Source organism: Massilia sp. Bi118, assembly GCF_918697865.1.
Lineage (GTDB): Bacteria > Pseudomonadota > Gammaproteobacteria > Burkholderiales > Burkholderiaceae_D > Telluria.
Genome location: NZ_CAKKMV010000002.1, coordinates 319,438 through 344,994, shown reverse-complemented (window position 1 = coordinate 344,994; position 25,557 = coordinate 319,438). Strand labels below are relative to the sequence as shown.

Annotated in this window: 22 protein-coding genes; 11 read left to right on the top strand and 11 right to left on the bottom strand. The window is 66.0% G+C overall.

What is annotated here, in order from left to right; all coding sequences use genetic code 11:
• Window positions 1–68: 68 nt before the first annotated feature.
• The 5 genes from deoA to xapA all read right to left on the bottom strand — a co-directional run bounded on the left by deoA (window position 69) and on the right by xapA (window position 7,033).
• Entirely contained in the window at window positions 69–1,391 is a 1,323-nt protein-coding gene (gene deoA, locus LQV39_RS04185; RefSeq protein WP_230020484.1) for a thymidine phosphorylase, read from the bottom strand.
• 134 nt (window positions 1,392–1,525) lie between these two features.
• A complete protein-coding gene (locus LQV39_RS04180) occupies window positions 1,526–3,904 on the bottom strand; it encodes an aldehyde dehydrogenase family protein (protein ID WP_374199400.1) in 2,379 nt (792 codons plus the stop codon).
• A 16-nt stretch (window positions 3,905–3,920) separates the two neighbouring features.
• Window positions 3,921–4,889, bottom strand: coding sequence for a deoxyribose-phosphate aldolase (gene deoC / locus LQV39_RS04175; RefSeq protein WP_230020483.1), 969 nt, complete (start codon window positions 4,887–4,889; stop codon window positions 3,921–3,923).
• The gene (locus tag LQV39_RS04170) at window positions 4,886–6,079 is read right to left on the bottom strand and encodes a phosphopentomutase (protein ID WP_230020482.1); all 1,194 of its coding nucleotides are present in this window, start codon (window positions 6,077–6,079) and stop codon (window positions 4,886–4,888) included. Before LQV39_RS04170 ends, deoC begins: the two co-directional genes overlap by 4 nt.
• Before the next feature lie 117 nt (window positions 6,080–6,196).
• Window positions 6,197–7,033, bottom strand: coding sequence for a xanthosine phosphorylase (xapA, locus tag LQV39_RS04165; RefSeq protein ID WP_230020481.1), 837 nt, complete (start codon window positions 7,031–7,033; stop codon window positions 6,197–6,199).
• Window positions 7,034–7,355: 322 nt separating this feature from the next.
• On the opposite strand from xapA, the gene LQV39_RS04160 reads away from it, so the two are divergent.
• The 4 genes from LQV39_RS04160 to LQV39_RS04145 are packed head-to-tail and all read left to right on the top strand — an operon-like array spanning window position 7,356 to window position 10,602.
• Entirely contained in the window at window positions 7,356–8,456 is a 1,101-nt protein-coding gene (locus LQV39_RS04160) for a carbohydrate kinase (protein WP_230020480.1), read from the top strand.
• Between the two features lie 2 nt (window positions 8,457–8,458).
• The gene (locus LQV39_RS04155) at window positions 8,459–9,376 is read left to right on the top strand and encodes a pseudouridine-5'-phosphate glycosidase (RefSeq protein ID WP_230020479.1); all 918 of its coding nucleotides are present in this window, start codon (window positions 8,459–8,461) and stop codon (window positions 9,374–9,376) included.
• Between the two features lie 13 nt (window positions 9,377–9,389).
• Window positions 9,390–10,292, top strand: a complete 903-nt coding sequence (locus tag LQV39_RS04150; RefSeq protein WP_230020478.1) for a LysR family transcriptional regulator — start codon at window positions 9,390–9,392, stop codon at window positions 10,290–10,292.
• Window positions 10,293–10,338: 46 nt separating this feature from the next.
• Window positions 10,339–10,602: a hypothetical protein gene (locus LQV39_RS04145; RefSeq protein WP_230020477.1), complete on the top strand. Its 264-nt coding sequence runs from the start codon at window positions 10,339–10,341 to the stop codon at window positions 10,600–10,602.
• A 6-nt stretch (window positions 10,603–10,608) separates the two neighbouring features.
• Here the strand turns inward: LQV39_RS04145 and LQV39_RS04140 are convergent, their stop codons facing one another.
• Genes LQV39_RS04140 through LQV39_RS04125 form a run of 4 tightly spaced genes read right to left on the bottom strand, consistent with a single transcriptional unit; the run spans window position 10,609 to window position 16,070 of the window.
• Window positions 10,609–13,740, bottom strand: coding sequence for a PAS domain-containing sensor histidine kinase (locus LQV39_RS04140; protein WP_230020476.1), 3,132 nt, complete (start codon window positions 13,738–13,740; stop codon window positions 10,609–10,611).
• Between the two features lie 11 nt (window positions 13,741–13,751).
• The gene (gene pcp / locus LQV39_RS04135; RefSeq protein WP_230020475.1) at window positions 13,752–14,399 is read right to left on the bottom strand and encodes a pyroglutamyl-peptidase I; all 648 of its coding nucleotides are present in this window, start codon (window positions 14,397–14,399) and stop codon (window positions 13,752–13,754) included.
• A 4-nt stretch (window positions 14,400–14,403) separates the two neighbouring features.
• Window positions 14,404–15,360, bottom strand: coding sequence for a DUF979 domain-containing protein (locus tag LQV39_RS04130; RefSeq protein ID WP_230020474.1), 957 nt, complete (start codon window positions 15,358–15,360; stop codon window positions 14,404–14,406).
• A complete protein-coding gene (locus LQV39_RS04125; protein ID WP_230020473.1) occupies window positions 15,357–16,070 on the bottom strand; it encodes a DUF969 domain-containing protein in 714 nt (237 codons plus the stop codon). The genes LQV39_RS04130 and LQV39_RS04125 overlap by 4 nt, the downstream gene beginning before the upstream one ends.
• 216 nt (window positions 16,071–16,286) lie before the next feature.
• On the opposite strand from LQV39_RS04125, the gene LQV39_RS04120 reads away from it, so the two are divergent.
• On the top strand, window positions 16,287–17,432 hold the full coding sequence (locus tag LQV39_RS04120) for a hypothetical protein (protein ID WP_230020472.1): 1,146 nt from the start codon (window positions 16,287–16,289) through the stop codon (window positions 17,430–17,432).
• 111 nt (window positions 17,433–17,543) lie between these two features.
• On the opposite strand, the gene LQV39_RS04115 is transcribed toward LQV39_RS04120, so the two are convergent.
• Entirely contained in the window at window positions 17,544–17,846 is a 303-nt protein-coding gene (locus LQV39_RS04115; RefSeq protein WP_230020471.1) for a YciI-like protein, read from the bottom strand.
• A 94-nt stretch (window positions 17,847–17,940) separates the two neighbouring features.
• On the opposite strand from LQV39_RS04115, the gene LQV39_RS04110 reads away from it, so the two are divergent.
• From LQV39_RS04110 to LQV39_RS04085, 6 genes are all read left to right on the top strand, one after another.
• Complete coding sequence (locus LQV39_RS04110; protein ID WP_230020470.1) at window positions 17,941–18,243, top strand: PAAR domain-containing protein; 303 nt, start codon at window positions 17,941–17,943, stop codon at window positions 18,241–18,243.
• Window positions 18,244–18,411: 168 nt separating this feature from the next.
• Window positions 18,412–19,491 carry an alpha/beta hydrolase gene (locus tag LQV39_RS04105; RefSeq protein ID WP_230020469.1) on the top strand — a complete coding sequence of 360 codons (1,080 nt, stop codon included), beginning with the start codon at window positions 18,412–18,414 and terminating at the stop codon, window positions 19,489–19,491.
• Between the two features lie 342 nt (window positions 19,492–19,833).
• A complete protein-coding gene (locus tag LQV39_RS04100; RefSeq protein WP_230020468.1) occupies window positions 19,834–20,832 on the top strand; it encodes a BMP family protein in 999 nt (332 codons plus the stop codon).
• Window positions 20,833–20,937: 105 nt separating this feature from the next.
• Window positions 20,938–22,467, top strand: coding sequence for an ABC transporter ATP-binding protein (locus LQV39_RS04095; RefSeq protein ID WP_230020467.1), 1,530 nt, complete (start codon window positions 20,938–20,940; stop codon window positions 22,465–22,467).
• A gap of 15 nt (window positions 22,468–22,482) precedes the next feature.
• Window positions 22,483–23,586: an ABC transporter permease gene (locus tag LQV39_RS04090; RefSeq protein ID WP_230020466.1), complete on the top strand. Its 1,104-nt coding sequence runs from the start codon at window positions 22,483–22,485 to the stop codon at window positions 23,584–23,586.
• A gap of 10 nt (window positions 23,587–23,596) precedes the next feature.
• The gene (locus LQV39_RS04085) at window positions 23,597–24,562 is read left to right on the top strand and encodes an ABC transporter permease (protein ID WP_230020465.1); all 966 of its coding nucleotides are present in this window, start codon (window positions 23,597–23,599) and stop codon (window positions 24,560–24,562) included.
• Between the two features lie 69 nt (window positions 24,563–24,631).
• Here the strand turns inward: LQV39_RS04085 and LQV39_RS04080 are convergent, their stop codons facing one another.
• Window positions 24,632–25,483: a MipA/OmpV family protein gene (locus tag LQV39_RS04080; RefSeq protein WP_230020464.1), complete on the bottom strand. Its 852-nt coding sequence runs from the start codon at window positions 25,481–25,483 to the stop codon at window positions 24,632–24,634.
• Window positions 25,484–25,557: the final 74 nt, after the last annotated feature.

Sequence of the window (25,557 nt, the reverse complement as noted above, 5' to 3'; positions counted from 1 at the left end):
GATCCATACTGAGTAAATCGATCGGCTCAGCATGGATTCCCGCTTTCGCGGGAATGACGGGGGTTTATTTACGGACGAATCGTTTTATAGATCATCGGCTGCGCAGCCGGTGCTTCGGCCGCGATGCGATAAGCCGCCTGCACCTGGCGCACCGCCTGCTCTGCCGCCTCCTGGGTACGCGCATGCACCAGCGCGATCGGCTGGCCGGCGTCGACCTTGTTGCCCAGTTCGATCAGGTCGGTCAGGCCGACGGCGAAGTCGATCGGGTCCTGCGGACGGATACGGCCGCCGCCCAGCGCCACCACCGCCAGGCCCAGGCCGCGGCAGTCGGTCGCGTATGCGTAACCCGATTCCAGCGCCGGCACCGGCACCACGATCGGGGCCTTGGCCAGGTGCGCATCCGGCTTGTCCATCAGGTCGGCCGGGCCGCCCAGGGCGGTCACCATGCGCGCGAAACGCTCGGCGGCTTCGCCCGAATCCAGCGCGTGCTGGAGCTTGGCGTTGGCTTCTTCGTGATTTGCAGCGAGGCCCGAGATGACCAGCATCTCGGCGCATAGCGCCATCGTCACTTCATGCAGGCGCGCCGGGCGCGATTTGCCGGTCAGGTAGTCGATCGCGACGCGCACTTCGACCGCATTGCCGGCGGCCGGGCACAGCGACTCGTTCATGCCGGTCAGGATCGCCGAGGTCTTCGTGCCGGCGCCGTTGCCGACCTTGACGATGGACTCGGCCAGTTCCACCGATTTCTCGTAGGTCGGCATGAAGGCGCCGCTGCCCGCCTTGACGTCCATGACCAGCGCGTCCAGGCCCGCCGCCAGCTTCTTCGACAGGATCGAACCGGTGATCATCGCCACCGATTCCACGGTCGCCGTGGTGTCGCGGATGCTGTAGAAGCGCTTGTCGGCCGGCGCCAGCTGGGCGGTCTGGCCGATGATGGCCACGCCGACTTCCTTCACCACCTTCTTGAAGAGTTCCGGATCGGGGACGGTCGAGTAGCCGGGGATCGAATCGAACTTGTCCAGCGTGCCGCCGGTGTGGCCCAGGCCACGGCCCGAGATCATCGGCACATAGCCGCCGCAGGCCGCGATCATCGGGCCCAGCATCAGCGAGACGACGTCGCCGACGCCGCCGGTCGAGTGCTTGTCGACCACCGGACCCGGCAGGTTCAGCGACTTCCACTCCATGACCTGGCCGGAATCGCGCATCGCCAGCGTGAAGGCGACGCGTTCGTCCATGTTCATGTCGTTGAAGTAGACGGCCATCGCCAGGGCCGCGATCTGGCCTTCGGTGACTTCACCGTTGGGGATGCCGCGCACGAAGAACTGGATTTCTTCCTTGCTCAGGATGCCGCCGTCGCGCTTTTTGCGGATGATTTCTTGGGGGAGGAACATGAGATGCTTCCTTAAGTGTTAGCTCGTAAACGTCGTTCCCGCGGAGGCGGGAACCCAAGTTTGTTCGCGTTACGCTAGCTGAACTTGGGTTCCCGCCTACGCGGGAACGACGGTTTTGCGGTTCCGTGTCGTGATTAAACGCCGTAAGGAATCCACACGTTTTTGACCTGCGAAGCATGCTGCAGCACCGTCTTGCCGCAAGCCTGCTTCGCATCGAACCAGTCACGCCCTTTCGCGCCGCCGGTCCAGGTGCGCTTCAGCGACTCAGCCGACAAACGCTCGACTTCAGCGCAGCCCTCGGCCGAACCGTCGTGGCGCCACACGGCGTCCACGTCGAAGTGCGAAGCCAGGGTGCGTGCCAGTTCGTCGGCGGAGCCGGTGACGATGTTCAGCGCGCCGCCCGGCAGGTCGGAGGTGTCCAGCACCTGGTACAGGTCCAGCGCCGACAGCGGATGCGCTTCCGACGGCACGGCGATCACGCGGTTGCCCAGCGCGAGGGCCGGGGCGACCAGCGAGATGAAGCCCAGCAGCGGGTTCTCGTTCGGGCAGATGATGCCGATCACGCCGACCGGCTCGTTCAGCGCCACGGTGATGCCGTGCATCGGCGGCTGGTGCGCCAGGCCGTCGTACTTGTCGGCCCAGGCAGCCCAGTAGAACAGGCGCTCGATCGAGGCCTGGACTTCCGCGGCCGCGTTCTTCGAACCGGTCTGCTGGGCGATGCGCGACGCGAATTCGTCGGCGCGCACGGCCAGGTTCTCGGCGATGTAGTACAGGACTTGCGCGCGGTTGTGCGCGGTGGCCTTGGACCAGCCGGCGGCCTTGTGCGCGGCTTCGACGGCGTTGCGGATGTCCTTGCGGTTGCCTTCGCCGATGTCGGCAAGGAAGGCGCCGTTCGCGCCGTTGATCGCGCGGCTGTAGGCGCCGTCAGGGCGTGCCTGCTTGCCGCCGATGTAGAGCTTGGCGGTGCGGTCGACGGCGAACGGGACGCCCTCTTCCACCGGCTTCACTTTGCCCTTTTCAGGCGCGAGCGGCGCGGCCGGGCGGCGGTCTTCCGCCAGCGGGGTCAGGTACTCGTACATGCCCTCTTTGCCGCCTTCGCGGCCGAAGCCCGATTCCTTGTAGCCGCCGAAGCCGCAGGCTGCGTCGAACTGGTTGGCGGTGTTGATCCACACCACGCCGGCCTTGATGGCGGGCGCCACGTCCAGCGCCAGGCTGATCGACTCGGTCCACACGCAGGCGGCCAGGCCGTAGACGGTGTTGTTGGCCAGCTGGACCGCTTCACCCGGGGTACGGAAGCTCATCGCCACCAGCACCGGGCCGAAGATTTCAGTCTGGGCCACGGCGGCCGAGGTCGAGGCGCCGGTGATTAGGGTCGGCAGGAACCACGAGCCGCCGACCGGCATCTCGCAGGACGGCTGCCAGATTTCGCAGCCCTCTAGACGGGCCGATTCGACCAGGCCATTGATGCGCTGCTGCTGCACCGGATCGACCAGGGCGCCGATATCGTTCGACTTGTCCAGCGGCGAGCCGACGCGCAGGTTCTGCATGCGCGCCTTGACCTTGGCGATGAAGCGCGGGTACACGGACTCCTGCACCATCAGGCGCGAGCCGGCGCAGCAGACCTGGCCCTGGTTGAACCAGATCGAATCCACCAGGCCTTCGACGGCGGCGTCCAGGTCCGCATCTTCGAAGACGATGAAGGGCGACTTGCCGCCCAGTTCCAGCGACAGCTTCTTGCCGGTGCCGGCGGTGGCCTTGCGGATGATGCGGCCGACTTCGGTCGAGCCGGTGAAGGCCAGCTTGTCGATGCCCGGATGATTGACGATGGCTTCGCCCACGCGGCCGTCGCCGGTGACGATGTTGACCACGCCGGCCGGCACGCCTGCCTGTACGCAGATTTCAGCAAATAACAGCGCCGTCAGCGAGGTGAACTCGGCCGGCTTGAAGACGATGGTGTTACCGGCGGCCAGGGCCGGGGCGATTTTCCATGCCAGCATCAGCAGCGGGAAGTTCCACGGCACGATCTGGCCGACCACGCCGACGGCGCGGTAGTCGGCGAATTCTTCCGACTGCAGCTGGGCCCAGCCTGCGTGATGGTAGAAGTGGCGTGCGGCCAGCGGCAGGTCGGCATCGCGGGTTTCGCGGATGGTCTTGCCGTTGTCCAGGGTCTCGAGCACGGCGAACAGGCGCGAGTGCTTTTGCAGCAGGCGGGCCAGCGCGTACAGCACCTTGGCGCGGCCGTGGCCGCCCATGGCGACCCAGCCCGGCTGGGCGCGGCGTGCGGCCGCAACGGCGCGCTCTACGTCCTCGAGCGTGGCCTGGCTGACTTGCGCCAGCTCGCTGCCGTCGGCCGGGTTGAAGGAGCCGAAGGTCTCGCTGGCTTCAGTCCAGGCGTTGTCGATGAACAGGCCGAAACGGCGGCCGTGCTGGTCCAGCCACGCTTGCGCTTCCTTGGTGCTTTCGGGTGCGGGACCGTAATCCATAGTCTGAAGAATCTCTTTAATAGTAGGCATGACGAATCCGTGAGTCTTAAGGTTGCGCGTGGCGGTGGGCGGCCGAGTAGAAGCCCGTGACATGGTGCTCGAGCTGACGCTCGATGTCGGTCAGGAGGCTGGAGGCGCCGATGCGGAACAGGTGCGGTTCCAGCCACTCGTTGCCCAGCTCTTCCTTCATCACGGTCAGGTACTGCAGCGCGGACTTGGCGGTGCTGACGCCGCCGGCCGGCTTGTAGCCGACCTTGAAGCCGGTCTGCTCGTAGTATTCGCGGATCGCGCGCACCATCACCAGCGACACCGGGATCGTCGCGTTGACGCCTTCCTTGCCGGTCGAGGTCTTGATGAAATCGGCGCCCGCCATCATGCAGACCCACGAAGCCTTGGCCACGTTTTCCAGGGTGACCAGGTCGCCGGTCGCCAGGATCGCCTTCACGTGCGCTTCGCCGCAAGCCTGGCGGTAGGCCAGCATTTCGTTGTACAGCGCCTGCCAGTTGCCGGTCAGGACGTGCTGGCGGGTGATCACGATGTCGATCTCGGTCGCGCCCGCGGCCACCGACAGTTCGATCTCGCGCAGCTTGGTTTCCATGCTCGACAGGCCGGCCGGGAAAGCGGTCGACACGGCGGCGATCGGCATGCGGCCCTGCAGCACCTGCACCGCCGGGGCGATCATCTCGTGGTACACGCAGACGGCGCCGGTCTGCAGGCTGTCCAGGCCCAGTGCCTGCATCAGGTCGGTGCGCAGCGGGCGCATCGCCTTCATGCACAGGCGCTCGACGCGGCCCGGGGTGTCGTCGCCGGACAGCGTGGTCAGGTCGATGCACTGGATGGCTTTCACCAGCCAGGCAGCCTGGTAGTCCTTCTTGACCGTGCGGCGGTTCGCCAGGCTGGCGGCGCGGCGGTCGGCGGCGTTGCGGTTGACCTTGAGGTGGTTGATCCAGCCCAGGTCGAGGCCGATGGCCGTGTTGCGCGCATTGATCACTTTAGAATCGAGGTTCGGGCTCATAAAAGGGCAGTTCCGTTCGAGAGAGGTTTGACGCCGAGGTGTTTGGCGAGCGTTGCGCCGATATCGGAGAAGGTGTCGGCCACCGGCAGCTCCTGTGCGGGCGCGGCCGGGCCGAAGAACAGCATCGGGATGTGTTCGCGGGTGTGGTCCGAGCCGGGCCAGGTCGGGTCGCAACCGTGGTCGGCGGTGATCACGGCCAGGTCGCCTTCCTTCAGTTTGGCGATGAACTCGGGCAGGCGCGCATCCAGCTCGTGCAGCGCGTTCGCATAGCCGGCCACGTCGCGGCGGTGGCCGAAGTGCATGTCGAAGTCGACGAAGTTCACGAAGGTGAGCGACTTGTCGCCAGCGGTGTCAAGCACTTCCAGCAGGCGGTCGAACAGGGCCATGTTGTCGGCGCCCTTGATCAGTTGCGTAACGCCCTGGCCGGCGAAGATGTCGCTGATTTTACCGAGGGCGATGACTTCGCCGCCGGCGTCCTTGACGTGGTCCAGCAGGGTCGGCGCGACCGGCGGCACGGCGTAGTCGTGGCGGTTGCTGGTGCGCTTGTAGCTGCCATTGCTGCCGACGAAGGGACGCGCGATCACGCGGCCGATGTTGTAGGGCTTGACCAGCTCGTAGGCGGCTTCGCAGACTTCGTACAGGCGCTCCAGGCCGAAAGACTCTTCGTGCGCGGCGATCTGCAGCACCGAGTCGGCCGAGGTATACAGGATCGGCTTGCCGCTCGCGACATGCTCGTCGCCCAGCTCCGTGATGATGGTGGTGCCGGAGGCGTGGCAGTTGCCCAGCCAGCCCGGCACGCCGGTCAGCTCCTGCAGCTTGTCGGTCAGCTCCTTCGGGAAGCTCGGCACGGTTTTCGGGAAGTAGCCCCAGTCGAACAGCACCGGCACACCGGCGATTTCCCAGTGGCCGCTCTGCGTGTCCTTGCCGGTCGACTGCTCGCGGGCGACGCTCCAGGCGCCGGTAAAACCTTCGCGTTTATCGAAGCCGGCCGGCCATGCGCCGCTGGCTTTATGGGCGGCGGCGCCGAGGCCGATGCTTTCCAGGGCCGGCAGCGACATTGGCTTGCCCTCTTTAGCGGCCCACTCGGCGATGTGGCCGAGGGTGTTGGCGCCAGTGTCGCCGTACTTGTCGGCGTCAGGCAGCGCGCCGAGGCCGAAGGAGTCAAGCAGGAGGATGAATGCGCGTGACATATAGTTATCTCATATAGAAATTACTAGCTCGTCGCCCCCGCGAAGGCGGGGGTCCAAGTTTGCCTGCGTTTCGGCTGCTCGACAAACTTGGGTTCCCGCCTTCGCGGGAACGACGGTTTAAGCGTTAGCGGTCGTACCCAGACGTTCAATAAACGCATGCATCAAGGCCACCAGGTCCTTGGCCGCAACGGCAGCATACTTCAGGGTCTGCTCGTGCGACAGCGGGAACGGCGTCAGGCCTTCGGCCAGGTTGGTGATGGCCGAGACGCCGGCGACCTTCAGGCCGCAGTGGCGCGCGGCGATCACTTCCGGGACCACCGACATGCCGACCACGTCGGCGCCCATGGTGCGGAAGGCGCGAATTTCCGCTGCCGTCTCGAAGTGCGGGCCCGGGGTCGACAGGTAGACGCCTTCGTGCAGGGTGATGCCCTTCTCCGCCGCCACGGCCTTCACCATGTCGCGGGTCTCGGCATCGTAGGCATTGGCCATGCTGAAGAAGCGCGGGCCGAAGCGGTCGTCGTTCGGGCCGGCCATCGGGCTGCCCGGCAGCAGGTTGATGTGGTCGGCCAGCACGACGATGCTGCCGGCGTCGACTTCAGGACGCAGCGAGCCGGCGGCGTTGGTCACGAACAGCAGTTCGCAGCCGATCAGTTTCAGGGTACGGACAGCGGACGTCATCACGCTGGCGCCATAGCCTTCGTAGAAGTGGCCGCGGCCCTTCATGCAGGCGACCGGCACGCCGGCCAGGGTGCCCAGCACCAGTTCGCCGGCGTGGCCGTGCACGGTGCTGATCGGGAAGCCAGGCAGGTCGGCGTAGCTGATCGCCACCGCGTCCGTCATCTGCTCGGCCAGCACGCCGAGACCGGAGCCGAGGATGAGCGCCACGCGCGGCGTAAATCCGGGCTTGCGGGCGCGGATGACGTCGGCGGCTTCGAATGGGGTGTTGCTGAGCATGGATGGCTTCCTTGTGATATCGCTGGATTGGAGTGTATTGCTGAGTGACCGGAGAGGCTGTTACTGCAGGTGTTGCACTTAAAGCGGGAGCCCGGTGCACCAAATTAATCGAACTATGCATTATCGTGGATTGGTATGGCAAATACCAAATTTCTGCTCGATTTATATGAACAGGGTATAAATGAGCTATCCTACATATTCGCTGGCGCATACATGGTATTGCCGAGCGCAAATAGCGATAGAAACATCGCGCATTGACGCTCGACAAACAAGTGTTTAACATCACAAACAATTGTTTACAGTCGTTTCGAAGCCCTCTACCGTGACCGAGCACTCAAAAAAACAACAGTTGTTCGAGCTGATCCGCGCGAATCCCTTCATTTCGCAGCAGGAGCTGGCCGACAGCCTGGGCCTTTCGCGCTCGGCCGTGGCCGGCCATATCGCCGGCCTGATCCGTGAGCGCAAGCTGCTCGGCCGCGCCTACGTGCTGCCGGACCGCCGCCCCGTCACTTGCATCGGCGCGGCCAACCTCGACCGCAAGCTGCGCTCGCTGGCCGGCATCGCCCTGCACACCTCGAACCCCGCCAGCCAGAGCGAATCCTTCGGTGGCGTCGCCCGCAACATCGCTGAGAACCTCGCGCGCCTGGGCACGCCGGTTGCCTTATTGACTGCGACCGGCAAGGACAGCTCGGGCGCCGCCCTGCTCGCCCATGCGCAGGCCCTCGGCATCGATACCGGCGGCACCCTGCAGATCGAGGGCGCGGCCAGCGGCACCTACACGGCGGTGCTGGACCAGGATGGCGAGATGGTCGTCGCGCTGGCCGACATGGCCTTGTACGAGCGCCTCGACCCGGCCTTCGTCGACTCCTGCCAGACCCGGATCGCGACCAGCGCGCTGGTGGTGGCCGACCTCAACCTGCCGCTGGAAAGCGTGGATACCGTGATCGCCCAGGCCCGCCGCGCGGAAGTGCCGCTGGTGCTGGTGGCGGTGTCCGAGCCGAAGATGGCGCGCCTGCCCAAGGATTTATCCGGCGTGCGCCTGCTGATCCTGAACCGCGGCGAACTCGCGGCGCGGGTCGGACGCGAGCTCGCCGGCGAAACGGACTTCGACGCCGCGGTGACTGAGGTGCGGGCCCAGGGCGCGCGCGACCTGATCGTCACGCGCGGCGCCGAGGGCGTGATGTATACCCGCGGCGGCGACATCGTGCGTTTGTATGCGCACGGCGCCGAGGTGGTCGACGTCACCGGCGCCGGCGATGCCTTCGCGGCTGCCGTCTGCTGGTCGCTGATCCAGGACGGCGACGATCTGGAACTCGCCTGCCGCCGCGGCCTGAAGCTGTCCGCACTCACCCTCGGCGTGGCCGAGACGGTGCATCCGCGGCTCGGCCCCGACACTCTCATGAACACGAACCACCAGGATTGAACATGCACGCCTTCCTCCAGTTTTCCCCTGAAGTACAAGCCGCCCGCGCCGCGGGCAAGCCCGTCGTCGCCCTCGAATCGACCATCATCTCGCACGGCATGCCCTACCCGCAGAACGTGCAGACCGCGCGCGAAGTCGAGCAGGTGATCCGCGACGCCGGCGCCGTCCCCGCCACCATCGCCATCATCGACGGCCGTATCTGCATTGGCCTGGCCGACGAGCAGCTCGAGCTGCTGGGCCAGTCGAAGGACGCGATCAAGGTCAGCCGCCGCGACCTGGCCTACGTGCTGTCGCAAAAGAAGCTCGGCGCCACCACGGTCGCCGCCACCATGATCTGCGCAAAGCTGGCCGGCATCGAAGTCTTCGTCACCGGCGGCATCGGCGGCGTGCACCGCGGCGCCGAGACCAGCTTCGACATCTCGGCCGACCTGCAGGAACTGGCGCAGACCGGCGTCGCCGTCGTCTGCGCGGGCGTGAAGTCCATCCTTGACATCGGCCTGACCCTCGAATACCTCGAGACCCACGGCGTGCCGGTGGTGAGCGTCGGCCAGGCCGCCTTCCCCGCCTTCTTCACGCGCGACAGCGGCTTCAGGGCCGACTTCCAGCTCGACACGCCGGAAGACCAGGCGCGCTTCATCCGCACCAAGTGGCAGCTCGGCCTGGAGGGCGGCGTCGTCGTCAGCAATCCGGTACCGGAAGTCTCCGCCATGAAGAACGAAGAGATCGACGCCATCATCGCCCAGGCGCTGCGCGAAGCGGACGAACAAGGCGTGAAGGGCAAGCTGGTGACGCCTTTCCTGCTGGCGCGCATCAAGGAACTGACCGGCGGCCGCAGCCTCGTGACGAATATCGCCCTGGTCAAGAACAATGCCCTGGTCGGCGCGCAGCTGGCCGTGGCGCTGGCGCACCTGGCTCACTAACTCGCGGACCAATATGTCGATCGACCTGAAGCAGCTGAAATACTTCCTCGCCGTGGCCGAAGAAAAAAGCTTCAGCCGCGCCGCCGAGCGCCTGCACATCTCGCAGCCGCCGCTCTCGCAGCAGATCATGAAGCTGGAAAGCGAGTTGGGCGTGCGCCTGTTCGCGCGCACCACCCGCAGCTTCGAGCTGACGGTGGCCGGCAAGGCCCTGATGCAGGAAGCCTCGGATCTGCTGGGGCGGATGCGGATGGCGGTCGACACCATCCGCCAGATCGACCGCGGCGAAGTCGGGCGCCTGCGCGTCGGCATCGTCGGCTCGGCGATGTGGGGACCAATCCCCGGCCTGCTCGAGCAGTTCCAGAGCCAGTTCCCGCGCGTGACCTGGACCATCCACGAACTCGGCCCGGACGAGCAGTGGGACGCCCTGCGCGGCAAGCAGATCGACGTCGGGTTCTGGCGCGAACCGAAGCGCGACGAGGACGAGCTGAAACACGCCAACCTGCGCCAGGACCTGTGCTTCCAGGAGAACTACTGCGTGGCGGTGAACGCCCAGCATCCGCTGTCGCGCAAGGACAGCATCGATCTGACCGACATCGCCGGCGAGCCGCTGCTGACCCTGCACCTCGACCAGTCGGCCGAGCCGCGCTACCTGGTCCAGTGCTGCGTGAACGCCGGCTTCCAGCCGACCATCTTCCAGGAAGCGGCCGAGCCGCAGACCCTGCTGGCCATGGTCGGCGCGGGCCTGGGCGTGGCGCTGATGCCGGAAACCACCGCGCGCATCGGCTGGCCGGGCGTGCGCTTCCTGCCGATCAAGCGCAATCCGCCGTCGGCGAATCTGTACATCACTTATCCGATCCAGGACGATGCGCCGGTGGTGCGGGCGTTCCTGAAGATCGTCAATCCGGCTGGAGAGTAGGCATCGCGGTTAGAATTCGCTCTCGATAACCTGTGGGAGCAATACCATGAAACGAACCGACCTGGCCAAGGCCGATGCCAAGAAACTGCTGAACCAGGCGGGCCCACGGGCGCTCCCCTCCGGCGCAGCCGGAACGCCGCAGCCCGACCGCCGCGAACAGCGCGAGCGCGACCGGGCCCTCGGACTGGTGCCCTTTGCGGTCAAGCTCAATGGCGACCTGGTCAAGCAGCTGCAGGCCCTGGCGCAGGAACGCGGCGTCGATATGAACGTGCTGGTGGCCGAGGTCCTGCAGAAAGGCCTGGCCGCCTAGGCGCAGTCAGCCTGGCAGCCTTTTGTCGATCAATGTCCGCACCTTGTTGGCAAACGCACTGATCTCGAATGGCTTGGTCATCACTTCCATTCCGGGGTCGAAGCGGCCATTGCCGACCGCTGCCGCGTCGGCGTAGCCGGTGATGAACAGCACCTTGAGGCCGGGGCGTGCGCCCCTTGCCGCATCGGCCACCTGGCGGCCATTCAGCCCGCCGGGCAGGCCAACGTCCGTGACCAGCAAGTCCACACGCGTGTCCGAGTTCAGGATCTGCAGGCCGATCGAGCCATCCTGCGCCGACAGCACCCGATAGCCGGCATCGCGCAGGACCTCTTCGACGATCTCGCGCAACGCGTGTTCATCCTCGATGAGCAGCACGGTTTCGCCCTGTCCCGATTCGATGGGCAGCGTCTTGGCCGGCTCCTCATGCTGCACGGCGCCCGCATGGCGGGGCAGATACAGGCACATGGTCGTGCCGGCGCCGACCTCCGACCGCACGCGGACCTGGCCACCCGATTGGCGCACAAAGCCGTACACCATGGACAGTCCCAGGCCCGTGCCCTCGCCCAGTGGCTTGGTGGTGTAGAACGGATCGAAGATGCGCGCGACCACCTCCGGAGGCATGCCGGTGCCGGTGTCCGACACGCACAGTGAAATGTACTGACCCGGCGGCATGCCCCATTCTTTTGCGGTGGGTTCATCGATCCACTTGTTGGCTGTAACGAGCGTCAGTCTCCCGCCTCCGGGCATCATCGCGTCGCGCGCATTGATGCACAGGTTGAGCAGCGCATTTTCGAGCTGGGACGGATCGACCTTCGTCAGCCAGAGGTCGTCCGCTTTCACCGCCTCGAGTTCGACCATCGGGCCGGCCGAGCGGCGGACCAGTTCTTCCATCTCGTCGATGAGGCGGTTGACGTCGGTGGCTTTGGGATCGAGTGTCTGCCGGCGCGAAAAGGCCAGCAGCCGCTGCGTCAGCGCGGCGGCGCGCCGCACGGAAGATTCGCCCAGGTCGAGATAACGTTCCAGGCCTGCGTACTGGCCACGCTGCATTTTCAGTTTCAGCACCTGCAGGGCGCCGCTGATGGATGCCAGCAAATTGTTGAAGTCGTGCGCCAGGCCGCCGGTGAGCTGGCCGACCGCCTCCATTTTTTGCGACTGGCGCAAGGCATCATGCGCCTGCTCGAGTTCGGCCTCGCGGGCCTTGTTGCGGCTGACATCGCGCCCGACCGCGACGAAATTCTCGCCATCGAGTTCAGGCGTGACGGTCCACTCGATGTGCTTCCAGCCGCCGTCACGGGTGGCGATGCGGTTCTCGAACCGTGCCGGGGCGTGCGTCCCGGCCATTTGGCCAATCGCCTCCAGCGTTCCCGGCATGTCTTCCGGATGCATGAAGCTGGCGTAGGGGCGGGTCAGCAGCTCGGCCTCGCTCCAGCCCAGGACCTGTGTCCACGCGGGGCTGACAGCGGACATGGTGCCCTCGTAGTTGGCGCGGGCGAGCATGTCCTGCGACAGGTTCCAGAGACGATCGCGCTCGGCGGTGCGCCTCGCCAGTTCCGCGTCGCGCGCCTTCTCGGCGGTGATATCGCGGCCGGTGGCGTAGGTCATGTCGCCAGCAGGCGCCGCCACCCAGGAGATCCAGCGGATCGACCCGTCCTTGTGGCGGTAGCGGTTCTCGATCGCCGGCCGGCCGCCCGATGCTGCCCTCTCGTAGGCGTCGACCGTCGAGCCATGGTCGTCGGGAAGCACGAACTCGTTGACGTGCCGGCCGACGAGTTCCCCGGGCGCGTAACCGAGCAGCGCCGTCCAGGCCGGATTCACGCGACGGAAGTACCCATCGAAGTCGATGACCAGCATGAGGTCGGGCGAGATCTCCCACATGCGGTCGCGCTCGGCCGTACGCTCGGCAACCTGGCTCTCCAGTGTTTCGTTCAGCTCCCGAAGCTGCCGCTCCGCCCGCTTGCGGGCGCTCACGTCCTGGAACAGGATCGCCACCTGGCGCCTGGCAGCCGGTTCGATGCGCGAGCACGCCACCTCCAGGTAGCGGTCGGTCGCTTCCAGCTCGCGCTCGAAGCGCACCGGCTCGCCTGTCTCCAGGACGCGGCGGAAAATCGCCACCCACGCGTCCGCCTCGCTGGGCGTCAACTCGCCGCGACCCGTTTTGCCGACGACATTGGAGATGCCCGCATGGCGCAGGTAGGCCTGGTTCGCTTCCAGGTGCACGTAGTCGGACAGCGGGCCATGCGGGCCGTCGATGAACTCGACGACGCAGAAGCCTTCATCGATGGAATCGAACAGGTTGCGATAGCGCGCCTCGCTTTCGCGCAGCGCGGCTTCGGTCCGCTTTCTGTCGTGGATGTCGACGGACGCGCCAAACCATCGGACAATCGCACCCGTCCCTGGATCGCGGTAAGGTTCGGCGCGTGCCAGGAACCAGCGGTCCATGCCGGCAGCCGAGCGGATGCGGTGCTCGATATCGAACGGCTTGCCGGTCTCCAGCGCCGCTTCGAAGGCCGCGACAACCTTCGGTCCATCGTCGGGATGGATGAAGTTCGCCGCCATCTCGGCGGGCGCCCAGTCCTTGCCGGCTGCCCCGGTGTAGTCGGCGAACTGCTTGTTCAGGAATTCCATCCGGCCGTGACGGTCGGTGATCCACACGATCTGCGGCACCGCGTCCGCCATCAGCCGGAATCGCTGCTCGCTGTCGCTCAGCCTTTCTTCCGCCTGCCGCCTGTCGGTCACGTCGATCGACACGCCCATCATCCTGGAAGGCGCGCCCGTGCCGGTATCGACAGGCTGTCCTCGGATGGCGATCCAGCGGACTTCCCCGGACGGCGTCAGGATCCGGTATTCGATGTCGTAATCGGTCCCGGAGACGACACTGCGTTCGACGGCTTCGGCCATCCGCAACCTGTCTTCCGGGTGGACGGCTTCGCGCAGTTCCGCATAACTGAAGGGCAGGTTCGGATCGCGCCCGAAATTGAGCCGGCAGATCTCCGACGTCGTCAGCTCGCCGGTCGCCGGGTCGAAGCTCCAGGTGCCAAGGCGTCCGGCCTTGACCGCAAAGCGCAGTTCGCGCTCGCTCGCCGCGAGTGCCGCGCCTGGCGCCAGGTTGGACGCCGAGGTTTCAGATTCAGTACGCATCGCGTTCTCTCTCAATGCGTCGCCCCGCCAGCCAGCACCGCGTCGCGCTCGACCACCAGCGCCACCTCGACCGCCACGCGCAATCCCGCCACGATCTCCTCCAGCGTCATCGCCGGCGTCGGCTGCACCGGATACGCCGCCGCCTGCTCCGGCAGGAAAGGCACGTGGATGAAGCCTGCCTTCACGCCCTGCCCGCGCAGGTGGTGCATCAGCGCATAGAACACGTGATTGCAGACGAAGGTGCCGGCGGTCTGCGACACGCCGGCCTTGATGTCCTGCTCGCGGATCGCCGCCGCCATGGCCTTGATCGGCAGGGTCGTGAAATACGCGGCCGGGCCGTCCGCCACGATGGGAATGTCGATCGGCTGCTGGCCGGCGTTGTCGGGAAAGCGGGCGTCGTCGACGTTGATGGCGATGCGCTCGATCGAGATCTCGGGCCGTCCGCCGGCAAGGCCCACCGCGATCGCGATGTCGGGGCGGAGCGCGTCGACGAAGCCGAGCAGCGCCTCGGCGGCGGCGCCGAACACGCAGGGCAGCAGGCGCACCTCCACCTTGAAACCGTCGCCGGACCAGCCGTCCAGCAGGCGCACGGCTTCCCACGAAGGATTGATGGCGGCGCCACCGAAGGGTTCGAATCCGGTCAGCAGGACAGTTTTCATAAATTTATCGGTACATCAGGAAGTACAGCAGGACGATATTCGCCAGCAGCAGCGGCAGCGCCGTTGGAAGCTGGGCCTTGATCACGGCGTTCTTGTCGTGCAGCTCGAGCAGGGCCGCGGGCACGATGTTGAAGTTGGCGGCCATCGGCGTCATCAGGGTGCCGCAGTAGGCGCTGAACATGCCGATTGCCGCCATCACGGCCGGATTCGCATGATACACCCCGACCAGCACCGGAATCCCGATGCCGCCCGCGATCACGGGGAAGGCCGCGAAGCCGTTGCCCATCACGACCGTGAACAGCGCCATGCCGATGCAGAAGGCCGCGCAGGCCACCAGGCGCGAATCCATGTCGATGTAGGAGGTGGTGATGTGGGCCACGGCCTTGCCGACGCCGGCCTCGGAGAACAGCAGCCCGAGCACGGCCAGCATGTGCGGCAGCACCACCGCCCAGCTCATCGCGTCGATCAGGCGGCGCGCCTCGCGCACGCCCTGCAGCGGTGTGGCGCGCGTAAACCAGCAGGCCAGCGCCAGCGCAATCATCGAGGCGCAGCCCATGCTCACCAGGGTCAGGTTCTTCGGATCGAGCAGCGGGGTCGCATCGATGCGTACATCTTTCAGCAGCGTCGAGCCGATCATGGTCACCACCGGAATCGCCAGCGCCGGCACCAGCAGCTTGTGGCCCAGGCGTGCAGCACTGGCGCGGCGCGTTTCTTCGGGCGGCAGATGCGCCTTGCCGCCCTTGACCAGGCCGAAGCCCGCCACCAGCGCCATCGCAATCATCAGCAGGCCCGTGGCCGCGGGCGGCAGGCGGCTGCCGGCCAGGTAGAGCAGCGCGTACAGGCCCAAGAACAGCGCGGTGGTAAAGCGGCGCGGGTTGGTCCGGTCGCGCAGGTTCATGATGGCCGTGGCCGCGAACAGCAGGCCGACCAGGATGTAGAAATCGTCGAGCGCGAGGATCACTTCGGCACTCCCATCGTCGCCGCCTTCAGGATATGGGCGTCGAGCCGGCGCAAATTCCAGGCGTGGATGAGGAAGGCCGTCACCGCGGTCGGTATGCCCCACAGCGCCATGTGCAGCGGATCGACCTCCAGCCCTTCGGCGCGCAGGATGGTCTGCATCAGCACGATGGCGCCGAAGGCCACGAACACGTCCTCGCCGAAGAACAGGCCGACATTGTCGGTGGCGGCGCTCATCGCACGGATGCGCTGGCGCATGGCTTCGTCGAGCTTGCGATTGTTCTCGCGATAGCGCGCTTCGGCGGCCGCCTCGGCCATCGGCGCCACCAGCGGCCGCACCATATTCGGATGGCCGCCCAGGCTCGTCAGACCGAAGGCCGCGGCCAGCTCGCGCACCAGCAGATAGACGGTCAGCAGGCGCCCGGTGGTGGCGGAGCGGATCCTGGCGATGCTGGCCTGGGCATGCTCCTTCAGTCCGGCGCGCTCGAGCAGGCCGATCGCTGCCAGCGGCAGCAGCAGGATCAAGGGCAGGTTGCGCGTCTTGACGAAGGCCGTGCCGAGCGATTCCAGCAGGTGTGTCACGGACAGGCCGCCGGCGATGCCGGTCACGCCGCAGGCGGCGATCACGACCAGCACCGGATTCGCGCGCAGCAGGAAGCCGGCGACGACGACGGCGATGCCGAGAAGCGGCCACAGGTTGACGACGGTGTGCATAAGTCTCCAGCTCGTTTTTGTTTGCGCGAAGATATTACCTCAGCATGCACACGCATCCGCGAATGGATGAGAACCGCCGCCACGATCCGCACCGCCGTCGCTTTTACGCCGGAAAGCCGGCCACTGCACGAATGCGTAGTTTTTGCTTTGCGTGCGCGCATGCCGGTCTCGCGCCCGCCCGCTATCCTTGATGGGTCATCAAGAGGAGCGATGTTCATGAGACCGCTATTGCGCTGCGCGGCATTGCTGGCCGCGCTCGGGCTCGCCAGCTGCGGCGCCGACGTCGGCATCGGCATCGGCGTCGTCTGGCACGACGACCATCCCTGGCCCAACCATCCGGACTGGCCCAGCTGGCCCGACCGTCCTCAGGGCGCCACCGGCCTCTTCCCCATCGCCGGGGATGTCTGCGGCGTCTGCACCGGCTCGGCGGACGGCGCCGGCTCGGCGGCGCGCTTCAATGCGCCGGAAGGCATCGCCGCGGATGCGCTCGGCAACCTGTACGTGGCGGAGCCGGCCAGCGCCACCATCCGCAAGGTCACGCCGCAGGGCGCGGTCACGACCCTGGCCGGCGCCCGCGGCGCGGTCGGCTATGCGGACGGCGACGGCAATGCCGCGCGCTTCAACCTTCCCTCCCGGCTCAGCGCGGATGCACAGGGCAACGTCTACCTGACCGACACCGGCAACTCGGTGGTCCGCAAGATCACACCCGCGGGTTCGGTCGGCACGGTGGCCGGCAACGGCACCTGCGGCAGCGTGGACGGGCGCATGACCAGCGCCCAGTTCTGCAATCCGAAAGGCATCGCTCTGGACCGCCGCGGCAACCTGTGGATCGCCGACACCGGCAACCACACGGTGCGCCGCATCGACTCCGCCGGGAATGTCACCACGGTGGCAGGCTCGCCGGGCGTGTGCGGCAGCGCCGACGGACGCGGCGGCACGGCGCGCTTCTGCAATCCGCAGGACGTGGGCGTGGACGAATGGGACAACGTGTACGTGGTCGATACCGGCAATTCGACGGTCCGGATGATCAAGCCGAGTGGCGAGGTGTCGACCCTGGCCGGCCAGGCTGGCCAGTGCGGGGCAACGGACGGCAGCACCACCGTGTCGCGGCTGTGCGCGCCCAGCGGCATTGCGGTCGAGGGCAACGATCTGTATATCGCGGACACCGGCAACGCCACCATCCGCAGGATCAACCTCGATAACGTGACCAGCACAGTGGCGGGCGTGGCCGGCCGCCAGGGCATCGCGCTGGGCGCCCTGCCCGGCGGCCTGGACCGCCCGGCCGGGGTGGCGCGTGCGCCGGACGGCTCGTTCGCGCTCACGACCCACAACCTGGTCGTGAAGCTGCTGCCGGCGAAGTGAAATGTTAGAGCGTCTGACAAGCTCGCACGGCAAGGCGCATGGTCGAAGACAGTACGCTAGTACGGCGAGACCATGCAACGCCGCCATGCGAGCTTTTCAGGCGCTCTCGGATTACTCCGGGCGAACTGGGGTAGCAGCGTCCTTGCCGACGACAGTCGTCCACGGACGCACGATCCAGGACTGCACCAGGCCTTCGGTCACGTAAGGATCGGCCTTGGCGAAGCGCTCGGCCACTTCCGGCGAGTCGCCGGTGAACAGCAGGACGGCGTAGTCGGCCGGGTCGGCCAGGGCGCCGGCGATCACGATCTCGCCGCGCTGTTCGGCTTCCCAGGCCAGTTTCAGGTGTTCGTTGCGGAATTCGCCGCGGCGCGCCAGGTAGTCGGGGGCCAGTTCATACATCAGCAGGTAGTGCACAGCATCTCCAATAGGTCAGAAGGAATCAGCATGACTGTCCATCTTAACCGATCGGGAACAAGGCCGGACCCGATGGGGATGGCACCATGGAATCATGAAACGCCATCTCATCACCCTGGGCGCCCGCACGACCGCCGACGGCGTCGTTACCTCGGCCTCGAGCACGATCTCGATCAACGGCGCCCGCGTCGCCCTCGAAGGCGATGAAGTCAGCTGCCATGCCTGCGGCGCCACCGGCATCATCCACTGCATTGGGCCGCGCACGCCGGAGCGCTTCGACGGCAGGCTGGCCGCCTTGGAGAACGATGAGTGCGTCTGCAATTGCCCGACGCCGCCCAAGCTGATACCGAGTCAGTACCTGCGCTATCAGACGGTCGACGACGCGACTGCTTCGTAAGCATGCCCTCCTCTGCAGCTTCCCGCCAGGCATGGTATTGTTGTGTTATGGCAACGCATTTGTGGATGTGTCGTGCGTCATGAGGCTTTGTCCCCGAACGCACAGACCGTTTCAAGATGGCAGAGGTAGACTGGTAGCATGGACACTCGGAAAAAAGTAGCGGCGGGAATGGCTGGCTTTGCCAGCATGCTGTGGCTGGGCCTCACGGCCGCAGTCGCGGCCAACCAGCGCCGCCTGGTGTTCAATCCCACCGTCGAGCGCGAAGTGCAAAGCCCGCGCAGCAGCGGCCACCGCACTCGTCCCGTGGTCTTGCGCGCCGCCGACGGTACCCGTCTCTGCGGCTGGCTGATGACGCCCAAGATTCCGGGCCCGCACCCGGCCGTGGTCTATTTCGGCGGACGCTCCGAGGAAGTCTCCTGGGTGGTGCGCGATGCCGGCAAGCTCTTCCCCAATATGGCCGTGCTGGCCGTGAATTACCGCGGCTATGGCGAATCGCATGGCGTGCCGGCCGAGATCCAGATGGTCGAGGATGGCTGCATGCTGTTCGACTGGATGGCCGCGCGCGTCCATGTGGATGCGCGCCGCATCGCCGTGGTCGGCCGCAGCCTGGGTTCCGGGGTGGCGGTGCAGGTGGCGAAGGAGCGCCCTGCGCATTCGGTGGTCCTGATCACGCCCTACGATTCGATCCTGGCGATTGCCAAGCGCAAGTTCCGCGTGATGCCGATCGAGTACATGCTGCGCCACCGCTTCGAGTCGATCAAGTATGCGCCGGCCCTGAAGGCGCCGACCTATGTGCTGCGCGCGGCCAGCGACGACGTGGTGCCGCATTCGCATACCGATCAATTGGTGGCCAAGCTGGCCCAGTTGTGCGGCGACGACATCGTGCCCGAGTCGGACCACATGAACATCCCCTACCTGGAAGGCACGCAGAGCCGCATCGCGAATTTCCTGACGTCCCAGTTCGGCAAGCCGCTCAGCGAAGCCGCGGCAGCCGGCAGCCCGGGCGCCGACTCGATCCAGATGCCGGCCGAAGTCCAGCCCATCGCCGTTTCGGCCGGCATCATTCCCGCTCCTGCCATCGCGGCCGCCGCCATCGACGCGGCGCCTGTCCCCCTGCCGCCGCCCGGGGCGGCGATTCCCGCACCTGCCATCGCAGTGGCCACCGAGGCGGCGCCGATCGCCGTTTCCGGCCTGGCCGTGCTGCCGCTGGCGGCGGTCACGGCCGAACTTCCTCTCTCAGGCAAGTAAGTCGTTTTCCGGCTTTGTTGTCATTACGCACACGCCAAGACGTGTGGTTTTCTGTAAGAAACACCTGAAAAATAGCACTATTTATATTTCAACTAAATAAATTGCGAAGTAAAATCGTATTTGCCACGAATAAACGTGCTGATGCATAGTTGGCAAAGCTGAAGGTCTCCGGACTGCAATTAAGCGCCCGGCCTCGACCGCGATACAAATCGTAACTACAAGATAGAACGAGATTTGACACAATCCGCTGGCAGAGCGCCGCGGACGGCTGGTCCTTGCTTTGCCGCCTCCCATCGCAGCCGTTGCGCCGGGTACAATATCAGGATTCCAGGAGCCATTTACATGAAATTCAAGCAACTCAGTATGACGATCGCGGCGCTGTGCGTCGCCGGCAGTGCGGCCGCAGCGGGCGCGCCGAAGCTGGGCATCGTCTACGACGCCGGCGGCAAGTTCGACAAGTCGTTCAACCAGTCGGCAGCCGAAGGCATTGAGCGCTTCAAGAAGCAGAACGGCATCAACGTCTTCGAAGCCCAGGCCAGCAGCGACACCCAGGCCGAGCAGGTGCTGCGCGGCCTCGCGCGCAAGAAGCTGGACCTGATCGTGTCGGTCGGTTTCTCGCAGACCCAGGCCGTGCAGAAGATCGCCGCCGAATTCCCGGCCGTGCACTTCGTGATCATCGACGGCAACGCCACCGGCAAGAACGTCAACTCGATCCTGTTCAAGGAACAGGAAGGCTCCTACCTGGTCGGCGTCGCCGCCGCGATGGCTGCCAAGTCGGGCAAGATCGGCTTCGTCGGCGGCATGGACATCCCGCTGATCCGCGCCTTCGAATGCGGCTACGCGCAGGGCGCGAAGGCCGTCAATCCGAAGATCGACGTGCAGCAGAACATGGTCGGCACCACCGCCGCGGCCTGGAACGATCCGGCCAAGGGCGGCGAGCTGGCGCGTGCGCAATTCGACCGCGGCGCCGATGTCGTGTTCGCCGTGGCCGGCGGTTCGGGCCTGGGCGTGATCCAGATGGCCAAGACCAAGGGCAAGCTGGCGATCGGCGTCGACTCCAACCAGAACGACATCCAGCCGGGTTCCGTGCTGACCTCGATGGTCAAGAACGTCGGCAACGCCACCTACGATGCGCTGATGCAGGCCAAGGCCGGCCAGTTCGCCTCGGGCGTGACCTACAAGGGCCTGAAGGAAGGCGGCGTCGACTGGGCACTGGACAAGAACAACCGCGCCATCGTCTCCGCGGCAATGGAAAAGCGCGTGAACCAGGCCAAGGCCGACATCATCAGCGGCAAGATCAAGGTGGTCGACTACCGCGCCGCCGGTTCCTGCCCGCAGTAAGCACAACCTGAGTTAAACCAAGCGCGCCGCGCCGGAATAAAAAACCGGCGCGGCGCGTTTTTGAATAATGCATCCCGTCTTTACTTACTCTGACTACAGATCGCTATGCAGCCAGCCGTAGAATTTCGCAACATTAGCAAAGCCTTCGGGGCGGTGCAGGCGAATGCCGACGTCAGCTTCTCGATCGCCAAAGGCTCGATCCATGGCGTGATCGGTGAAAATGGCGCCGGCAAGTCGACCCTGATGAGCATCCTGTACGGCTACTACAACGCCGACAGCGGCCAGGTCCTGATCGATGGCCAGGCACAGGATATCCGCAGCAGCTTTGAGGCCATCGCGCTCGGCATCGGCATGGTACACCAGCACTTCATGCTGGTCGAGAACATGACCGTGCTCGACAACGTCATGCTGGGCAACGAGGGCGGCTTCAAGCTGGCCGCCAAGCGCGGCGCCGTGGAAGCCAAGCTGCGCGAGATCTGCGACCGCTACCGCCTCGACGTCGATCCGCTCGCGACCATCCACGACCTGTCCGTGGGCGCCCAGCAGCGCGTCGAGATCCTCAAGCAGATCTACCGCAGCGCCAACATCCTGATCCTGGACGAGCCGACCGCCGTCCTGACGGCCCAGGAAACCGCGTCGCTGTTCGAGATTCTTCGCCTGTTCAAGGAACAGGGCAAGACCATCATCCTGATCACCCACAAGCTGCAGGAAATCATGGACATCACCGACGAGGTGACGGTCATGCGCGCCGGCCGCGTGGTGGGCGCCGTGAAGACCGCGGAGACCTCGAAGGAGCAGCTGGCCAACATGATGGTCGGCCGCCCGATCCAGAGCGAACTGCCGCGCGCGCCTTTCAATCCGGGCGCCGACGTGCTGAAGGTCTCGAAGGTCCAGCTGAAGGACGCCAACGGCGTCGCCCTCCTTTCGGACATCGACTTCACCCTGCGCGCGGGCGAAGTGGTGGCGATCGCCGGCGTGTCCGGCAACGGCCAGAGCGAGCTGCTCGAGATCCTGTCCGGCATGCGCCTGCCGACCGCTGGCCGCGTCGAATTCCTCGGCAAGGAACTGCCCTACGCCGGCCGCGCGAACGCCGACGGCCTGCCGGCCACCTTCCGCGAGCTGGGCATCGGCCACGTGCCGGAAGACCGCCTGCGCGACGGCGTGATCAAGGATTTCTCGGTCATGCACAACACCGTGTTCGGCTACCAGGACCACGTGAAGAACCGCTGGGGCCTGTTCGACTTCAAGAAGATCGCCCAGCGCTGTTCTAGCCTGATGCAGGCCTTCGACGTCCGTCCGAACAATCCGGACCTGCGTATCGGCCTGCTCTCCGGCGGCAACCAGCAGAAGGTCGTGATCGCGCGCGAAGTCGCGGCCAGGCCGAAGATGATGCTGGTTGGCCAGCCGACCCGCGGCGTCGACATCGGCACCATCGAGAGCATCCACACCCAGCTGCTGCGCCTGCGCGACGAGGGCGTGGCGATCCTGCTCTCCTCCGTGGAGCTGGAAGAAGTGCGCGCGCTGGCCGACCGCATCCTCGTGATGTCGGGCGGGCGCATCACCGGCATTCTCCCGATCGACGAATTCGACACCACCCGCATCGGCCTGCTGATGGGCGGCATGCACAAGTCGTGATTGCACTGAGCTGACATGAAAACTGAACTTCCACGCTGGGCCACGGGTTTCGTCCTGCCCATCCTGAACCTGCTGTCGGCGCTGCTGGTGGCGGCGCTGGTGATCCATCTGCTGGGCGAGAGCCCGCTGGAATCGATGCAGATCCTGATCAACAGCGCCATCGTCAATCCGGAAGGCCTGGCCTACACGCTGTTCTACGCCTCGACCTTCATCTTCACCGGCCTGGCCGTGTCGATCGCCATGCAGGCGGGCCTCTTCAACATCGGCGCCGAAGGCCAGATGTACATCGGCGGCCTTGGCCTCACCCTGGTCATGCTGGCCTTCGACGCCAGCCTGCCCGCCTGGGTGCTGATCCCGGCCGGCATGCTGGGCGCGGCCCTGTTCGGCGGCCTGTGGGCCTTCCTGCCGGGCTTCCTGCAGGCCAGGCGCGGCAGCCACGTGGTGGTCACGACCATCATGTTCAACTTCATCGCCGCCAACCTGATGAACTTCCTGATCGTGCGCTACATGATCCCCCAGGGCCAGCAGAACCCGGCCTCGCGCACCTTCTCGGAAGCCGCCACCATGCCGCAGCTGCAGAACTGGTTCATGCGGGCCGACGGCACCTCGCTGCTGGGCGACACCCCGCTCAACATCAGCTTCCTGATCGCGATCGCGGCGCTGGTGATCTACGGCGTGGCCGTGTGGCGCTCCTCCTGGGGCTACAAGCTGCGCGCGACCGGCTTGAACCAGCACGCCGCGCACTATGCCGGCGTGAAGATCAGCCGCACCATCGTCGTCACCATGCTGGTGTCGGGCGCGCTGGCCGGCCTGGCCGCCGTCAACTCGGTGATGGGCTCGACCCACTACCTGTCGCTGAACTTCCCGGCCGGCGCCGGCTTCGTCGGCATCGCGATCGCGCTGATGGGCCGCCAGCATCCGGTCGGCATCTTCCTGTCGTCGGTGCTGTTCGGCGCGCTGATCCAGGGCGGCTTCGACCTCTCGCTGGAAAAACCGAACATCCCGCAAGAGACCTTCATCTTCATCCAGGGCCTGATCATCCTGTTCTGCGGCGCGATGGAATACCTGTACGGTCCGGCGCTGCTGAAACTGATCAATCTTCGCAAGGGTAAGAAATAAGGAAACTAAGATGGAAGATCTTCATCTCGCAAGTATAGTAGTCTCGACGATCCGCAATGCGCCGGTGCTGATGTTCGCCGCGATGGCCGGCCTGTTCGCCGAACGCAGCGGCGTGGTCGACATCGGCCTGGAAGGCAAGATCCTGGCCTCGGCCTTCGTCTCCGCCGCGGTGGCGTACACGACCCAGAACCCGTGGTACGGCATCCTCGCCGGCATCGCCGTGTCCGCGGCCCTGGCCATGATCCAGGCCTTCGTCGCCATCACGCAGAAGGGCAACCAGCTGGTGTGCGGCATCGCCATCAACATCGCGATGAGCGGCCTGACCTTCGTGCTGGCCCAGTTCTTCTTCCAGCAGGGCGGCCGCACGCCGGACCTCGGCGGCGCGCGCCTGACCGACGTGGTCCTGCCCGGCACCGCGGCCCTGGACGGCATCCCCTTCATCGGCTGGCTGTACGGCCACGTGATCGGCGGCCAGTCGGTGCTGGTCTACCTGGCGTTCCTGTTACTCCCGGTGGTGCATTGGGTGATCTACCACAGCCGCTTCGGCCTGCGCCTGCGCGCCTGCGGCGAGAACCCGCACGCGGCCGACGCCGCCGGCGTCTCGGTCGAGCGCACCCGCTACCTGGCGATGCTGGTGGCCGGCGTGCTGTGCTCCTTCTCGGGCGCCTATCTCGCCATCGTCCAGAGCGGCTTCTTCCTGCGCGACATGTCGGCCGGCGCCGGCTACCTGGCCCTGACCGCCCTGGTGTTCGGCAACTGGCGTCCGCTGCACACCGTGCTGGGCTGCCTGATGTTCGGCCTGTTCGGCGCGATCCAGATCCAGCTCGAAGGCGTCGACCTGCCGGTCGTGGGCCGCATCCCGGGCTCGCTGATCCAGATGATTCCGTATGTCGTGACCGTGGTGGTGCTGGCCGGCCTGATGGCCAAGTCGGTGGCGCCGAAGGCGATCGGCAAGCCGTTCGTCAAATCCCGTTAAAAGCATCGTGGGCACGGGGTGCCCACCCTACATCGCGTGGGGTGGGCTCTCCGAGCCCACGCATCGCATTCACTCTGCCCCGCGCGCTCGCGCTTCCGAGCGCGCAAAAGTCCACACCAGTCCCACGAAGGCCGACACGCCGCTCGATTTGCGCATCAGCGGACTGTCCTTGTTGGCCGCGCCCGAATACAGCTCGTAACGCAATGCACTGAACAGGCGCAGGTCCGGGTTCAGGCGCAGGCTGCCGCCGATGCCGGTGCGCACCAGCATCAGGCCGGCGTCGGCGTGGTAGGCGGGGCGCGACGCCGTCGCGTACTGCGGTTCGACTTCGTAGAAATAATGGTTGACGCGGCGGTCGCCGAACACCGCGCCCAGCTGGGCGTCCATGGTCCAGCGCGCGCCTTCGCCGCGCTGCTCCCACACCAGGCGCGGCTCCATGGTCCAGCCCTGGCGGCGCAGCCCTCCCCTGGCTTCGATCACGGCGCGCAGCGGCAGGTCGATGCGCAGTTTCCCGTGCTCGCCCAGGTCGGCGAACTTGTATTTCACGCGCGGTCCGAATTCCAGCAAGGTGCCGAGGTCCGGCATGCCGCGCCGCGCCTCGACGTCGTCGGAATGCGCCGGCAGCGAACCCGAAAAACCGATGTCGAATTCGACTTTATCCGTGTTGAGCAGGCGCGCGCCGACGCCGTTCTGGTCGGCGCGGAAGACCTTGCCGCGATAGATCAGGAAAGGCAGTACCAGGCCGCGGTTCGAGCGGTCGTCGGCGCCGGGATAGGCCGGCGTGCTGAAGCCGGCGGCGCCGATGCCGGCTTCCCACAGCGGCAGGTTGCGGTCGACGGGTTCGACGCGTTCGGCCTGGGCGGCAGCGAAAGTGGGCAGGAAAACGGCGCCGGCAAGGGCAAGATAGGGAAGTATGCGCATGATGGCAGGAAGGTTAATGTTGGCGACATTGTAAATGCACGTGCAAAAAAAACGCCGCACACCCTGCGGCGTGC

Excerpts from the sequence above, each read along its gene's own strand:
- deoA (WP_230020484.1), bottom strand. The coding sequence starts at position 1,391 with ATGTTCCTCCCCCAAGAAATCATCCGCAAAAAGCGCGACGGCGGCATC.
- LQV39_RS04180 (WP_374199400.1), bottom strand. The coding sequence starts at position 3,904 with ATGCCTACTATTAAAGAGATTCTTCAGACTATGGATTACGGTCCCGCA.
- deoC (WP_230020483.1), bottom strand. The coding sequence starts at position 4,889 with ATGAGCCCGAACCTCGATTCTAAAGTGATCAATGCGCGCAACACGGCC.
- LQV39_RS04170 (WP_230020482.1), bottom strand. The coding sequence starts at position 6,079 with ATGTCACGCGCATTCATCCTCCTGCTTGACTCCTTCGGCCTCGGCGCG.
- xapA (WP_230020481.1), bottom strand. The coding sequence starts at position 7,033 with ATGCTCAGCAACACCCCATTCGAAGCCGCCGACGTCATCCGCGCCCGC.
- LQV39_RS04155 (WP_230020479.1), top strand. The coding sequence starts at position 8,459 with ATGCACGCCTTCCTCCAGTTTTCCCCTGAAGTACAAGCCGCCCGCGCC.
- LQV39_RS04150 (WP_230020478.1), top strand. The coding sequence starts at position 9,390 with ATGTCGATCGACCTGAAGCAGCTGAAATACTTCCTCGCCGTGGCCGAA.
- LQV39_RS04145 (WP_230020477.1), top strand. The coding sequence starts at position 10,339 with ATGAAACGAACCGACCTGGCCAAGGCCGATGCCAAGAAACTGCTGAAC.
- LQV39_RS04140 (WP_230020476.1), bottom strand. The coding sequence starts at position 13,740 with ATGCGTACTGAATCTGAAACCTCGGCGTCCAACCTGGCGCCAGGCGCG.
- pcp (WP_230020475.1), bottom strand. The coding sequence starts at position 14,399 with ATGAAAACTGTCCTGCTGACCGGATTCGAACCCTTCGGTGGCGCCGCC.
- LQV39_RS04125 (WP_230020473.1), bottom strand. The coding sequence starts at position 16,070 with ATGCACACCGTCGTCAACCTGTGGCCGCTTCTCGGCATCGCCGTCGTC.
- LQV39_RS04120 (WP_230020472.1), top strand. The coding sequence starts at position 16,287 with ATGAGACCGCTATTGCGCTGCGCGGCATTGCTGGCCGCGCTCGGGCTC.
- LQV39_RS04110 (WP_230020470.1), top strand. The coding sequence starts at position 17,941 with ATGAAACGCCATCTCATCACCCTGGGCGCCCGCACGACCGCCGACGGC.
- LQV39_RS04105 (WP_230020469.1), top strand. The coding sequence starts at position 18,412 with ATGGCTGGCTTTGCCAGCATGCTGTGGCTGGGCCTCACGGCCGCAGTC.
- LQV39_RS04100 (WP_230020468.1), top strand. The coding sequence starts at position 19,834 with ATGAAATTCAAGCAACTCAGTATGACGATCGCGGCGCTGTGCGTCGCC.
- LQV39_RS04095 (WP_230020467.1), top strand. The coding sequence starts at position 20,938 with ATGCAGCCAGCCGTAGAATTTCGCAACATTAGCAAAGCCTTCGGGGCG.
- LQV39_RS04090 (WP_230020466.1), top strand. The coding sequence starts at position 22,483 with ATGAAAACTGAACTTCCACGCTGGGCCACGGGTTTCGTCCTGCCCATC.
- LQV39_RS04085 (WP_230020465.1), top strand. The coding sequence starts at position 23,597 with ATGGAAGATCTTCATCTCGCAAGTATAGTAGTCTCGACGATCCGCAAT.
- LQV39_RS04080 (WP_230020464.1), bottom strand. The coding sequence starts at position 25,483 with ATGCGCATACTTCCCTATCTTGCCCTTGCCGGCGCCGTTTTCCTGCCC.